11 protein-coding genes are annotated in these 13773 nt (G+C 73.1%); 5 read left to right on the forward strand and 6 right to left on the reverse strand.

Annotation, left to right across the window (positions count from 1 at the left end; all coding sequences use genetic code 11):
• Positions 1 to 15: 15 nt before the first annotated feature.
• From uvrC to whiA, 4 genes are all read left to right on the forward strand, one after another.
• The gene (gene uvrC / locus ACQPY4_RS18855) at positions 16 to 2070 is read left to right on the forward strand and encodes an excinuclease ABC subunit UvrC (protein WP_433338089.1); all 2055 of its coding nucleotides are present in this window, start codon (positions 16 to 18) and stop codon (positions 2068 to 2070) included.
• Positions 2067 to 2945 carry an RNase adapter RapZ gene (gene rapZ / locus ACQPY4_RS18860; protein WP_433338091.1) on the forward strand — a complete coding sequence of 293 codons (879 nt, stop codon included), beginning with the start codon at positions 2067 to 2069 and terminating at the stop codon, positions 2943 to 2945. The genes uvrC and rapZ overlap by 4 nt, the downstream gene beginning before the upstream one ends.
• A 94-nt stretch (positions 2946 to 3039) precedes the next feature.
• Positions 3040 to 4008, forward strand: coding sequence for a gluconeogenesis factor YvcK family protein (locus tag ACQPY4_RS18865; protein WP_433338093.1), 969 nt, complete (start codon positions 3040 to 3042; stop codon positions 4006 to 4008).
• A gap of 63 nt (positions 4009 to 4071) precedes the next feature.
• Entirely contained in the window at positions 4072 to 5052 is a 981-nt protein-coding gene (gene whiA, locus ACQPY4_RS18870; RefSeq protein WP_433338095.1) for a DNA-binding protein WhiA, read from the forward strand.
• A 13-nt stretch (positions 5053 to 5065) separates the two neighbouring features.
• Here the strand turns inward: whiA and ACQPY4_RS18875 are convergent, their stop codons facing one another.
• The 5 genes from ACQPY4_RS18875 to ACQPY4_RS18895 form a co-directional block, all read right to left on the reverse strand.
• Positions 5066 to 6268, reverse strand: coding sequence for a hypothetical protein (locus ACQPY4_RS18875; RefSeq protein WP_433338097.1), 1203 nt, complete (start codon positions 6266 to 6268; stop codon positions 5066 to 5068).
• Positions 6258 to 7499: a hypothetical protein gene (locus tag ACQPY4_RS18880; RefSeq protein WP_433338099.1), complete on the reverse strand. Its 1242-nt coding sequence runs from the start codon at positions 7497 to 7499 to the stop codon at positions 6258 to 6260. The genes ACQPY4_RS18875 and ACQPY4_RS18880 overlap by 11 nt, the downstream gene beginning before the upstream one ends.
• Positions 7496 to 8164 (reverse strand): hypothetical protein, encoded by a 669-nt coding sequence (locus ACQPY4_RS18885; RefSeq protein WP_433338101.1) that lies wholly within the window; start codon positions 8162 to 8164, stop codon positions 7496 to 7498. Before ACQPY4_RS18885 ends, ACQPY4_RS18880 begins: the two co-directional genes overlap by 4 nt.
• Before the next feature lie 184 nt (positions 8165 to 8348).
• Positions 8349 to 9239, reverse strand: a complete 891-nt coding sequence (locus tag ACQPY4_RS18890; RefSeq protein ID WP_433338103.1) for a trypsin-like serine peptidase — start codon at positions 9237 to 9239, stop codon at positions 8349 to 8351.
• Positions 9240 to 9244: 5 nt separating this feature from the next.
• The gene (locus ACQPY4_RS18895; protein ID WP_433338105.1) at positions 9245 to 10204 is read right to left on the reverse strand and encodes a M28 family peptidase; all 960 of its coding nucleotides are present in this window, start codon (positions 10202 to 10204) and stop codon (positions 9245 to 9247) included.
• A 395-nt stretch (positions 10205 to 10599) separates the two neighbouring features.
• Here ACQPY4_RS18895 and ACQPY4_RS18900 point away from each other — a divergent pair, with 395 nt between their 5' ends.
• Positions 10600 to 11856, forward strand: coding sequence for a PucR family transcriptional regulator (locus ACQPY4_RS18900; protein ID WP_433338107.1), 1257 nt, complete (start codon positions 10600 to 10602; stop codon positions 11854 to 11856).
• An 80-nt stretch (positions 11857 to 11936) separates the two neighbouring features.
• Here ACQPY4_RS18900 and ACQPY4_RS18905 read toward each other — a convergent pair whose 3' ends face one another.
• Positions 11937 to 13742 (reverse strand): heparinase II/III domain-containing protein, encoded by a 1806-nt coding sequence (locus ACQPY4_RS18905; protein ID WP_433338109.1) that lies wholly within the window; start codon positions 13740 to 13742, stop codon positions 11937 to 11939.
• Positions 13743 to 13773: the final 31 nt, after the last annotated feature.

Below are 13773 nucleotides of genomic sequence, written 5' to 3' on the forward strand. Positions count from 1 at the left end.
CGGCGGGCGCGCGGGATGTCGGCGGCGCCTACTACGCTTTCGGACGTGGCAGATCCGGCGACCTACAGACCCTCCCCGGGCTCGATTCCCGAGACACCCGGGGTGTACCGATTCCGCGACGAGCACGGCCGGGTCATCTACGTCGGCAAGGCCAAGAGCCTGCGCTCGCGGCTGAACTCCTACTTCGCCGACTTCGCGGGCCTGCACCCGCGCACCCAGACGATGCTCCAGACGGCCGCCCGGGTCGACTGGACGATGGTCGGCACCGAGGTCGAGGCGCTCCAGCTGGAGTACTCCTGGATCAAGGAGTTCGACCCGCGGTTCAACGTGCGTTACCGCGACGACAAGTCCTATCCCTATCTGGCGGTCACCCTCGACGAAGAGTTCCCGAGGGTGATGGTCATGCGCGGTGCCAAACGCAAGGGTGTCCGCTACTTCGGCCCGTACTCCCATGCCTGGGCGATCCGCGAGACGGTCGACCAGCTGCTGCGGGTCTTCCCGGTCCGCACCTGCCGTCCCGGGGTGTTCAAGCGGCAGCACCAGCTCGACCGGCCCTGCCTGCTCGGCTACATCGACAAGTGCTCGGCGCCCTGCGTCGGCCGCGTCAGTCCCGAAGAGCACCGGCTCCTGGCCGAGGACTTCTGCGACTTCATGGCGGGCGACACCGGCCGCTTCACCCGGCGGCTCGAACGCGAGATGCGCTCGGCCGCCGCCGGGCAGGAGTACGAGCGCGCGGCCCGCCTGCGCGACGACATCCGCGCCCTCGAACGCGCGCTGGAGAAGCAGACGGTCGTGTTCGCCGACTCCACCGACTGCGACATGATCGCCTTCGCGGAGGACGAGCTGGAGGCCGCCGTCCAGGTCTTCTACGTCCGCGGCGGCCGCATCCGCGGCCAGCGCGGCTGGGTGGTCGACAAGGTCGAGGCGGTCACCACCGCCGACCTGGTCGAGCACTTCCTCATCCAGACCTACAGCGAGAGCGACGCGGTGCCCCGCGAGGTCCTGGTGCCCGCGCTGCCGCCCGAGGTCGAGGCGATGACCGAGCTGCTGACCGAGCTGCGGGGCGGGCCCGTCCGGCTGCGGGTGCCCCAGCGCGGCGACAAGAAGACGCTGCTGGAGACCGTCGCCCGCAACGCGATGGAGGCGCTCAAACAGCACAAGACGCGCCGCGCCAGCGACCTGACCACCCGCAGCCTGGCGCTGCGCGAGATCCAGGAGGCCCTCGAACTCGACGAGGCGCCGCTGCGGATCGAGTGCTACGACGTCTCCAACCTCCAGGGCACCAACGTGGTGGCGTCCATGGTCGTGTTCGAGGACGGCCTGGCCCGCAAGAGCGAGTACCGGCGGTTCACGATCAGGGCGGTCGAGGGGCAGGACGACGTCCGCTCCATCCACGAGGTGATCACCCGGCGCTTCCGCCGCTATCTCGCCGAGAGCGAGAAGCACGGCGAGCTGGAGACGATGGCGGGCGAGACGGGTGACGACGAGCTCGACCCGTCCGCGCACCAGCCGATCGATCCCGAGACCGGCCGTCCCAGAAAGTTCGCCTACCCGCCCAACCTGGTGATCGTCGACGGCGGCGCGCCGCAGGTCGCGGCCGCGCGGGCCGCCCTGGCCGAGCTGGGCGTCGACGACATCGCGGTCTGCGGCATCGCCAAGCGGCTTGAGGAGCTGTGGCTCCCCGGCGACGACGACCCGGTGATCCTGCCGCGCAACAGCGAGGGCATGTACCTGGTGCAGCGCGTCCGCGACGAGGCGCATCGGTTCGCCATCAATTTCCACCGGCAGAAGCGTTCCAAGACCATGACGGTCAGCGAACTCGATAACGTTCCGGGGCTGGGGCCCTCGCGCCGGGCGGCCCTGCTGAAACATTTCGGGTCGCTCAAGCGCTTGAAAGAGGCGACGCCCGCGCAGATCGCCGAGGTTCCGGGGATCGGCGCGCGCAGTGCCGAGTCCATCGCCGCGGCCCTGCACGGCGGGCCGGGGCCCGCCGCGCGCGGGGGCGGCAACGGCAACGGGGACGGCGCCGGCGGGCGCACCGACGGGGAGCACAGGGGAGAAGCGAGTTGACCACCGAGACCCATATTCCGGACATCGTCATCGTCACCGGCATGTCCGGGGCCGGTCGCAGCACGGCCGCCAAGTCGCTGGAGGACCTCGACTGGTTCGTGGTCGACAACCTGCCGCCCGGCCTGCTGGCCACCATGGCCGACCTGGGCGGCCGGGTGAAGGGCGCCGTGCCGCGCATCGCGGTCGTGGTCGACGTGCGCAGCCGCGCCTTCACCGAAGACCTGCACTCCTCCATCGCCGAGCTGGAGGCGCGCGGGGTCCACCCGAGGGTGGTGTTCCTGGAGGCCAGCGACGAGGCCCTGGTCCGCAGGTTCGAGAGCGTCCGGCGCCCGCATCCGCTCCAGGGCGACGACCGGGTGGTCGACGGCATCGCCCGCGAGCGCGAGCGGGTCCGCGAGGTCAGGGCCGAGGCCGACCTGGTGCTCGACACCAGCGCGCTGAACGTGCACGAGCTGCGGGCCAAGATCGTCAGCTTCTTCGGCAACGACACCGGCGAGTCGAGCCTGCGCGCCACCGTGGTGTCCTTCGGCTACAAGTACGGGCTGCCGGTCGACGCCGACCTCGTCGTCGACTGCCGCTTCCTGCCCAACCCCCACTGGGTGCCCGAGCTGCGCCCCCGCACCGGCCGCGACACGGCCGTGCGCGACTACGTCCTGGGGCAGCGCGGCGCCAAGGAGTTCCTCGACGCCTACACCGAGGTCCTGAGGCTGCTGACCGACGGCTACGAGCGCGAGGGAAAGCACTACGTCACGCTCGCCGTGGGATGTACCGGTGGTAAACACCGTAGTGTGGCCATGGCGGAACAACTCGCCACCCGGCTGCGCGACGAGAACATCGAGGTCCAGGTCGCCCACCGCGACCTCGGACGTGAGTGACCCAGCCGGGCCGGTCTCGGCCGATTCGGCCGCCGGGAGGCGTGGGGGGTCGTCCCCCCGCACCGGCCCGGTTCACGACGAGGAGTACGGCACGGTGAACCCTCCCGGCCCCAGAGTCGTCGCGCTCGGTGGGGGCCACGGCCTCTACGCCTCGCTGTCGGCGCTACGGCGCGTGACCGACCGGCTCAGCGCCGTGGTCACCGTCGCCGACGACGGCGGTTCCAGCGGCCGGCTGCGCAAGGAGCTCGGCGTCCTGCCGCCGGGCGACCTGCGGATGGCGCTGGCCGCGCTGTGCGGCGACGACGAGTGGGGCCAGACCTGGCGCGACGTGGTGCAGCACCGCTTCCGCAGTCAGGGCGAGCTGCACGACCACGCCGTCGGCAACCTGCTGATCGTCGCCCTGTGGGAGCTGCTGGGCGAGGCCGACGGCGTCGCGGGCTCCACGGTGGCGGGCCTCGACTGGGTCGGCCGCCTGCTCGGCGCCCACGGCCGCGTCCTGCCGATGGCCTCGGTGCCGATGGACATCGTGGCCGAGGTCCGGGGCGCCGACCCCGCCCGTCCCGACGAAGTGTCCCGAGTCAAGGGCCAGGTCGCCTGCGCCAGCACGCCCGGCACCGTGACGGGGATCTCCCTGGTCCCCACCGACCCGCCGGCCTGCCCCGAGGCCCTCGACGCGGTCGGCGACGCCGACTGGGTGGTGTTCGGGCCCGGGTCCTGGTTCACCAGCGTCCTGCCGCACCTGAAGGTGCCCGAGCTCGCCCGCGCCCTCACCGCCACCCGCGCACGCCGCGTCGTGGCCCTGAACCTGGCCCCGCAGCCCGGCGAGACCGACGACTTCTCGCCGCAGCGCCACCTGGAGGTCCTCCAGGAGCACGCCCCCGACCTGCGCGTCGACGTCGTCCTGGCCGATCGCGGCGTGGTGGAGGACCCGCCCGCCCTGGAGAAGGCGGTGGCCGATCTCGGCGGCCGGCTCGCGCTGGCCGACGTGGCCGCCGACGACGGTTCGCCGCGTCATGATCCGGCCCGGCTGGCCCAAGCCTTCGTACAGATATTCCGCGACTGACGTCCGGACGGGCCGGGATCGGCCACACTGCTGGAAGTTCATTAGGGGGGAGAGGGTTCATCTATGGCGATGACCGGTGTGGTGAAGGACGAGCTCAGCAGGCTGACGATCTTGAAGCCCTGCTGCCGCAAGGCGGAGGTGTCGACGCTCCTGCGCTTCGCGGGCGGCCTGCACCTGGTCAGCGGGCGGATCGTGATCGAGGCCGAGATCGACACCGGATCGGCGGCCCGGCGCCTGCGCAAGGACGTGGCCGAGGTCTTCGGCCACACCTCCGACGTGGTGGTGCTCGCCCCGAGCGGCCTGCGCAAGGGCAACCGCTACGTGGTGCGGGTGTTCCGTGAGGGGGAGTCGCTGGCCCGGCAGACCGGGCTGATCGACAACAACGGGCGTCCGGTGCGGGGCCTGCCCCGCCATGTGGTCGCGGGGGCGGCCTGCGACGCCGAGTCGGCCTGGCGCGGAGCGTTCCTGGCGCACGGCTCGCTGACCGAGCCCGGCCGGTCGATGTCGCTGGAGGTGACCTGCCCCGGCCCCGAGGCCGCCCTGGCCCTGGTCGGCGCGGCCCGGCGGCTGAAGATCCATGCCAAGGCCCGCGAGGTGCGCGGCGTCGACCGGGTCGTGGTCCGCGACGGCGACGCCATCAGCGCGCTGCTGACCAGGCTCGGCGCCCACGACTCCGTCCTGGCCTGGGAGGAGCGGCGGATGCGCCGGGAGGTCCGCGCCACCGCCAACCGCCTGGCCAACTTCGACGACGCCAACCTGCGCCGCTCGGCCCGCGCGGCCGTCGCGGCGGGCGCCCGGGTCGGGCGCGCCCTGGAGATCCTGGGCGACGACGCCCCCGAGCACCTGGTCAGCGCGGGCCGGCTGCGCCTGGAGCACAAGCAGGCGTCCCTGGAGGAGCTGGGCCAGCTCGCCGACCCGCCGCTCACCAAGGACGCCATCGCGGGCCGTATAAGGCGTCTGCTGGCGATGGCCGACAAGCGCGCCGAAGACCAGGGCGTCCCCGGCACCGAGGCCAACCTCACCGCCGACATGCTGGCCCCCTGAGCGCAGGGGCCGGTCAGCGGCCGCGCGGGGCGCCCCGCAGGACGCGCTCGACCAGGTCGTCGCGGAGCTGGCCGTAGCCGGTCTCGGCCCAGACGCTGCGCTCCGGGTCGGCCTCGAAGTAGGGCACCTCGCGCCCGTCGCGCGTGTCGGGCAGCGTCTTGGGGGTCCTGCGGGCCCTGACGGCCCTGGCGCAGTCCCGGCAGGCGCGGACGCGCAGCTCCCGCCGGGTGCCGGGCGGACGCCAGTCCAGCCGGTCCGGGGCGTCGCCGTGCAGCGGGTCGAAGAAGCACAGCGGGGTGGGCGCGATCTCGCCCCGGCCGGAGGCCAGGGAGACGGCCGAGGCCAGCGCGTCGCGTCCCTGGTCGACCAGCACCAGCACCCCGGCCAGGTCGGGGACGCCCGAGGCGGCGTCGAGGGTCTTCCCGGCCGCCTGGTAGGCGTCCAGGGCGCGGGTCACGAGCGCGAGGGCCCGCTCGTCGCGGGTCTCGGTGGGGGTAGCCTCCAGCAGCTCCCCGAAGGCGATCACTTCGGCGGACGCCTGCTCGCGCAGCTGGTCCTCGTCCGCGCGGCGGGCCGTGGCGAACACCGTCCTGGGCAGGCGCAGGCCGCTCTCGGCCCGGCGGACGGCCGCGGCCCTGCGCCGTCGCCACAGCACCAGGCCCGCGACGCCCGCGACCGCGAGCCCGGCTGCCCCGCCGCCGAGCAGCGGGCCCGAGCCGCCGTCGTCCTCGGCCCCGGCCCGGCCGCGCTCGCGCTCCTTCCACCGCCGGTTGATCTCGGCGGACAGGCGCTTGTACTCCTGGGCGCCGGTTCCCGACAGCAGCAGGTCGGCGAACCGGTTCAGCCGGACGGGCAGGGGCGCGTCGTCCAGCCGCCGGTCGAGGTTGACGGCCCACGCCGCCTCGCGCGCCTGGTGGTCGCCGCCCCACTCGCGCGCGGACAGCGTGTCGGCCTGGTCCCCGAGGCCGAGGAAGACGCCGTCGCGGCCGAGCCGGTCGTGCACGACGGTCGCGAGCTGCTCGTCGTCGGTCCAGACGCCGCCCTTCACCATCGGCACCAGGACGACATAGACCGGGACGGGGGCACGGCGCAGCCGGGCGATCAGCCGCCCGCGCTCGGCCGCCGGGACGGCGGAGGCCAGCGAGGGGTCGATGTAGAAGGGCGAGCGGCGCAGTGAGGCGGCCAGCTTCTCGCCGGGGGACGGATCACGAGACACCGAGGTACTCCTGCACGCGGGGGACGAGGTTCGGCGTCGACCCGAAGGCGGTGTCCCGCCAGACGCCGGGGATCGCGTAGTGGGGGCGCGGGCCGTCCGATCCGGGCACCTGGAGGACGCGGCCCGCCAGCTGCGAGGACGGCATGCCATGGCAGGCGTCGCAGAGGGAGCGCGGCGTGCCCTTGCCCTTGGCCCCGTCCAGTCGCACGTGCTTGCGCCGCCGCGCGGGCCCGTGCAGCGGGTTGACGAAGCAGGCCGGACGCGGGGCGGGGTCCTTGGCGGCCAGGGCCCGGCGTCCCTCACGGGCCAGCACGATCGCGCCGACCAGGTCGATCGCGCGGCCGACGTCCTCGCCCGCCTCGTCGTGTAGGAGACGCGCCACGTCGTAGGCGGACGCCGCGTAGGAGTGGGCCGGATTCTCCTCGTTCTCCGGGAGCAGGGCGCTCAGGCTCGCCAGCTCCCCGGCGCCGGTGCGGCGCAGGAAACGCATGCTCGGACGGTGGTCGCTCGCGTAGACCTCGCCGCCGGGGGCGCGGGTGCGGCGCCGGACGACGGCCACGGAGAAGAAGATCACCACGGCGGCGACCGGCCCGGCCAGCAGGGCCCCGAGGGCGAGCGGCCCCCCGATCTCGGGCTCCTCGGGTTCGAGCCGGTTCTCCTCGCCGAACGGCGTGGGAGGCGCGATCGGATCGGGGCTCTGCCGTTCCACCTCGCGCAGCCCGGTGTAGAGGGCGAGACGCGCGGTCACGCGGTCGGCCAGGTCCCGGAAGGGCCGTTCGCGGTCGGCGGGGGAGGCGGTGCGCTCCTCCTGGTCGAACAACGTGATCGATTCGAGGTTCCGCGGCACGCCGAACCCGGCCTTCTCGAAACGCGCGTGGTCGTTGACCAGCAGGTAGAGCCCGTCGCGCTGGGTCCGCGCGCGCAGGGCGAACAGCAGGCCCTCGTCGTCGCCCGCGACCTCGGAGTCGCGGGGGTTGGGGAGCACGATGACGTACACCGGGCAGCCGATCTGGCGGGACGCGGCGGCGACGGCCCGGCGGACGCGCGTCCTGCCGGGGGCGTCGAGGGCCTCGGTCATGTCCGGGTCGACGAAGAGGGGGTCCTTGGCCAGCGCGGCCGCGACGCGGTCGAGACGCCGGTTGGCGTATTCGGGGAAGGGGTCGGCGGAGGCGGTACCGGGCAGGGAAGCCAGCAGGAACAGCGCCGCCAGGAGGAGTCCGCGCACGGTCATCGGTCCTTCCGTGCACGCCCGCCGCGGAACATCATGATCAGCAGGGGGACGCCGCTGAGCGCGCTTCCGGCGCCCAGCGCCCCGGCCTCGATCCACCGCGCCCGCCGCTCGGACGCGTCGTCCCGGTCCAGGGCGGCCCTGACCCTGGACTTGGCGGCCTTGCGGGGGTTGTCGCGGCGCTCCCGCGCGCGGCCGGACAGGGCGATCTCCACGAAGCGCTCGATCCGGGCGGTGGCGCCCGCGTCGTAGGCCGTCTCGGCCTCCATGGCCGCCCAGGCGTCCTCGACCGGCAACGCGCGCCCGCCGCCGAACTGCCGCGCGGCCCCGCCGGTACTCGCCGGGGTCACCACGACATAGAGCCCGTCACGGCGCAGCCGGTCGCGCAGCAGCGGAACGAGGTCGCCGGAGTCCTGGCCGCCGCCCAGGATCTCCGGCGTGACCGCCACGTAGTAGGGGACGCCCAGCCGCCCCAGCGCCGCCCTGATCCGCGCCGCCGTGTCCGGGGTCAGCGCGCGGGGCGCGTGGTCGGTCACGTAGACGGGATCGCGGCGCAGCTGCGCCGCGAGATGGTCGGCCCGGCTCACCGGGCGCGGCTTCGCCCCGGCGGGCGAGGACAGGCCGATGAGCAGGGCGCACAGGATCAGAGCAAGCCCGGCGCGTCGCATGGAAAGCGATCATAGTGACCGCTTCCGGACGCTCCGCGACCGGATCAGCGCAGCCGCCGGAGCCTTCCGTCCGCGCCCCCCTCGAACTCCAGCCGGTGGGTAGTGCTGAAAGGACACGGTGCGGGTGCCGCCCGCGGGCGGGGTGATCTCCGGGGAACGGATCGAGGTGAGGCCGCCGTCCAGGTCATTGGGCACCCACCTCCCCGCCCGGGGGCGGGCCGCCGGCGTTGGCGGTGTACAGGTTCCTTGCCGTGGTGCCGAAGACCGAGCCGATCGCCCAGCCTCCGTCCCCCGCGGTGTGGTTGGCCCACAGGGAGCCGAGCCCGGTCGGCGTGCTCGTCCCGGTGATGTAGCCGCCGCCGCTGCTGCCGCCCTCGGTGTCGCAGGCGGTGCGCGTCGAACTCCCGCTGGGAGAGGTGGGCTGGTCGCAGTAGGTGAGGTCGCGGCCGGTCCAGACGCGTGCCGCCGGGTACCCCCAGATCGTGGTGCGCCGGTCGATCGGCCCGTTGAACCGGATGCCGTTGGCGCCGACCACGTCCTGGAGGCTCTGGCCGTTCAACGGGTGCACGACGACCACGGCGTGGTCGTTCCCGCTGGTGGCCACCTTGCGGGCGGGCCAGCGTCCGTACGGAGCGCCGCCACCGCCGTCGGAGTTGTAGGCCGGGGCGTACATCACGTTGGTGGTGCCGCCCACGCAGTGCGACGCGGTCCACACCAGGCTCTTGTTCGCCGCGGTGACCGACGAGGCCGAGCACCAGGTGTCCCGTCCGTTCTTGGTGTAGAACACCTTGCCGTGCACTCGTTCACCGGCCTCGGTGTACGGCCGGGACGCCGCCGTCAGCTCGACGGGCAGGGCCGGGGCGACGGAGCCGCCGGTCGGCGTGCCGGACGGCGCGGGACGGCGGGCGGGCTCGGATTCCGGCTGGGCGGAGACCATCCGCTCGGCCGTCCAGTACGCCAGGACCGACCTCGGGTCCGGCGGTGCGGGCGCGGTGGCCGCCGCGTCGGCGACCCCGCTCGTCCCGGCCACGAGAAGGGCGGCCGGGACGACGAGGAAGCACCTTCGTGCGGACATGCGGCTTACCTCACCCGGGTGATGGAGGCGTCGTGGAAGGGCTTGGTCCCGCCGCCTTCACCGGCCAGCGTCCAGGCCGCGTGGATGGCCGCGTTCGTGCTCCGGCCCTCGACGTTGGCGCCGACGTTGGAGAGGTTGTCGCAGCGCTGGTGGTAACACGGGTCGCTGCCGCTGGCGATGCCGCTCACCGGCACCCCGATGGCGGCGAAGGACGCGTGGTCGGAGCGTCCAGCGATGTTGATCGGACGGGTGCCGATCCCCTTGCTCCGGAAGTAGGCCTCGAACATCGACCGCATGGAGGCGTTGTCGTTGTACACGCCCCAGGTGGTGGTGTTGCGGGCGCCCACCATGTCGAAGTTCACATAGGACTTGATGCGGGAGCGTTCCGCGGACGGGAGCCGGTTGGCGTAGTAGCGGGAGCCGATCAGGCCGAGCTCCTCGGCGCCCCACCAGCCGAAGCGCAGCCGCTTGGTCGGCCGCAGGCCGACTCGGGCGGCGGTCAGCGCGGTCTCCAGGATGGCGCCGGAGCCGGAGGCGTTGTCGTTGATGCCCGGTCCCGCGGTCACCGAGTCCAGGTGCGCGCCGAGGAAGACGATCTGGTTGGGGTCGCCGTGGGGCCAGTCGGCGATCACGTTCCAGCCCGCCGCCCCGTTGTGGGTGAACGGCTGGACGGTGACCTGGAAGCCGGCCGCGTTGAGTTTGCCGGCCACATAGTCCACCGACGCGCGGTAGCCGGGACGGCCGTGGGCACGGGTCCCGCCGTTGGCGTCGGCGGCGCTCTGGAGCTGGCGCAGATGCGCCATCGGATACTCGTCGGGCACTTCGGGGGGCGCGGCCACCCGCTCGGGTGCCTGGAGGGACGCGGAGCCGGGCGACGCGCCACCGGCCGGAGCCGATGCGAACACGAGCCCGGCCGAAGCCGCGAGCGCCGCGACGGTGGTGAGGAGAGTTCGGCGAGGTTTCACGGGATCCTCCGATCGGGGGCAGGGTGGAGTTCCCTTAAGGTCGTGGGCTCGCGGAATGCGGGCCCGAAAGCGCCGGAGGTGAGGGGCCCGGCGTTTCCGACTCAATGAATACCGTCGATATCCGAACGGCTGAACCAGAGGTTCGTCGCGATTCTCCGGGCGAGCTTCCGACATCTGTTCAAAGTTCGGTCCGGACGGCCCCGCGCGACGGCGGCACCCGCCCGGACGGCGGCGTGGCCGGGGGCCGCGGCTCGGCCACCGGAGCGGGGCATTTCGAAGCCGTTAAAGTCGGGCGCCACTATTCAACAAACTGTTGACTGAATATTCTGAACGGCCGTATCGTCCGGGCCTGCTCTTCAAGCTGGCGAAAATACACAGGCGAAGGCGCAACCGGAATGTCTGAGCAGGTCCAGAACATCGTGGACGGTCTGGCGGCGCGGCTGAGCCGGGCGGCACTCCTCGAGGACACCCGAAGCCGGGTGCTCGCCTACAGCGAGCACATGCAGCCGATCGACGAGGTCCGGCAGATGTCGATCCTGCGCCGGCACACCTCACCCGAGATCGTCGACCGGCTGCGGGCTCTCAGAATCCACCAGGCGCGGGGACCGGTGCGCACACCGGACTGTCCGCACCTGGGCATGCTTCCCCGGGTCTGCGTGCCGGTCCGGAGCTCGGACACGCTGCTCGGCTTCCTCTGGTTCATCGACCCCGACAGGTCGATGACCGACGAGGAGATCGCGCTGGCGGTGGAGGGCGCGCGCCGGTTGGCGGGCGAGCTCTACCAGGAGCGGTTCGCCGCCGAGGCCGCCTCTCGCCGTGAGCTGTCCGCCATGCGTGACCTGCTGGCGTGGGACGCCGTCAGCGCGGCGCGAGCCGCGCGCTCGGTCGCCGAAGAGGCCCGCCTCGACACGGCCGCCGCCGTGGTCGCGCTGGTCGTCCGGCCGCCGGCACGCCAGGTCCCCGAACCGGACGACCTGGTGCGGGCGGCCCTGGCGAAAGCGCTGACCGCGACCCGGTGCTGGCTCAATCCCCGGCCCGGCCTGCACCTCATACGCGAGGACCATGGTGTCCTCCTGGTCGTGGGAGCCGACCCCAGGGTGGTCGACGCCTGCGCCGACCACCTCGACAAGGAACTCTCCCTGGTGTTCGGCGAGGCCGACACCGTCGTCGGCGTGGGCGAGGCACGAGCCGGGCTCGCGAACGCCCGGGAGAGCTACGAGGAGGCGGCGCAGGCCGCGCGCATCGGCACCCTGATCCCCACCCTCGGCCGCACGGTGCACTGGACCCGCCTGGGCATCTTCCGCGTCCTGGCCGAGATGCCCCCGGAACTGCTGGGCAGAGCGAGCGCGCATTCCGGTCTGGAGCGGCTGTTCGGCGACGAAAGCAAACTGCACCTCCTCGAAACCCTGGAGACCTATCTCGACCTGGCCGGCAATGCCCACGCGGCGGCCGAACGCCTGTACATGCATCGAGCCACGCTCTATTACCGCCTCCAGCGAGTCGAGGAACTCACCGCCGCCAACCTCAAAGACGGCAGCGACAGGCTGTGCCTCCACCTCGCCCTCAAACTCGGCAGGCTCACCGGCCGCTACCGTCCGCGAGACTCCACCCCCGCCCGCCCCGCCCTCGCGGCCCTCGCCGGCTCGCTGTGACCCGCGCTCGGCGTCCGTCGCGCTGATCCAGCCGACGGCCCAGTGCACAAAGTGAACCCTTCCGAACGCCGACGCCCGGTTCAGGCGAGGCGCCGGAGGGCGCCGTCCGCGCCCACCTCGAACGCCAGCCGGTGGCCCGAGAAGGTCGCGGTGACCATGAGAATCCCTCCCGTGCCGCGCTTCACCGCCAGCTTCGGCTTGCCCTCGCCGCGCACCGGGGCGATCAGCGTCAGCATGCGGACGTCGCGGCCCCGCGCTCCCAGCGTCACCACCGGCGCCGGACGCGGAGTGCGCGCCGCCGGGAACAACCAGCCCTGCCTGGGGGAGACGCTCCCCCTGACGGCCTGGGCGGGCAGCGCGCCCGGCAGCGGGATCCGCAGGAAGTGCACGCGGACGTCGCCCGCCACCGCCTCGGCGTCCGTCCCCGAAGCCGTGGCCTGGAAGTCGGCGGGCAGATGCCAGAGCTGCTCGACGGTGCGGTCCGCGGCCGACGTCGCACGGTCGAGCACCACCAGGGCGTCCGGATCGGCGGCGGCCAGCACGGCCCGGGTCCGCCGCGTCCCGGCGAACGCCAGGTCCGAGAAGCGGAAGAAGTCGCCGCCCCGGCGCAGGCGCGAGGCGTCCAGGGCGGTCGCGGCGTCGGCGCGGAAGGGCGCGTCGCGGACCACGAGCGTGTTGTGCGCGTCGGGGGAGCGCAGCCACTTCTGCCAGGTCGGGTCGCTGTATCCGACATGGCCGCTCGGGACGATGAGGTCGCGTCCCAGAGCGAAAAGGGTCAGCGCCATGTGGTCGTTCTGGCCATGGGCGTAGCGGCCGGGCCCGAAACGGGCCGTGTAGGCCATTTCCTCGGTGAACTTCCGCGCGCCGTCGCCCCAGCCCGAGCGTCCCAGCACGTACCCGGCGGAGTAGATCCGGGCCCGCGCGGGCTTCCTGCCGCTCCGGCCCTCGGTGACGACGTACCGGATCGGGCCCCTGCCCGGGCGGCTGACCTTGCCGATCTTGGCGGGGTACGTCTCGCCCAGCTGGAGGAGGTCGCCCCGGGGCGTGGACTGAAGGGCGATGAACTCGTCCATCAGGCCGTGCCTGCGGACCAGGTCGGCCGGAACGGTCCGGCCGCAGGCGCGCATGGCCGCCATCGCCAGCCGCCACCGGCCGCGGTTGTAGACCGCGTACTGCGTCGACTGCTCGTTGTTGGCGCCCTGCGCGTCGATGGCCTGGCGCGAGGCGTCCATCAGCCTGCCGTAGCCGATGGCGGACAGGTCCTCGCGACCGATCCCGCATCCGGCCGACATGAGGATCATGGACTCGTCCGTGCCGTGGTTCCACGGTCCCGACCAGTGGCGCGGCTCGGCCAGCCAGGCGGCGTGGCGCGCGATGGCCCTGTCGAGCCAGGGGGCGCTCAGATGGGCCCGCAGGCAGGTCATGGTGATCAGGCGGAACTTGGTCCCCTCCTCGATCGACTCGCGCCGGTCGCCGCCGAACCGGCGGGCGGGCTCGTTGTCCTTCAGCCAGTCCTTGACCACTCCGGCCACGAAGTCGAGCGTCGCCGTGTCGCGCGTCCTGGCGTACTCCTTGATCGGGGCGCCCAGCCACTCCAGGGAGTGGAACCACAGCTGCCACGTCCGGTCGCCGCCGTGTTCCATGCCCCAGTCGACGTCCGTCCCCTTGGCGACCTGGACGGGGGCGGCCTCGACGGTGCGGAAGCGCCCCGCCCTGACCTCCGCGGCCGGGTTGAGCGCGTCGAGCCCGTTGTACCCGAGGCAGAGCGCCTTGCCGGGCCGCACCAGCGCGGTCGCCGCGCTCTCCGCCGACTGCCCCTGGCACGCCGTGGCCAGGACGGCGACGGCGGTGACCGTCCGGACCGCCGTCAAAGATCGTTTCCGCATGTTCAGAAAGACACCCGGAAAGCCCGCCCGG

This window comes from Spirillospora sp. CA-294931 (assembly GCF_050946795.1).
GTDB lineage: Bacteria > Actinomycetota > Actinomycetes > Streptosporangiales > Streptosporangiaceae > Spirillospora.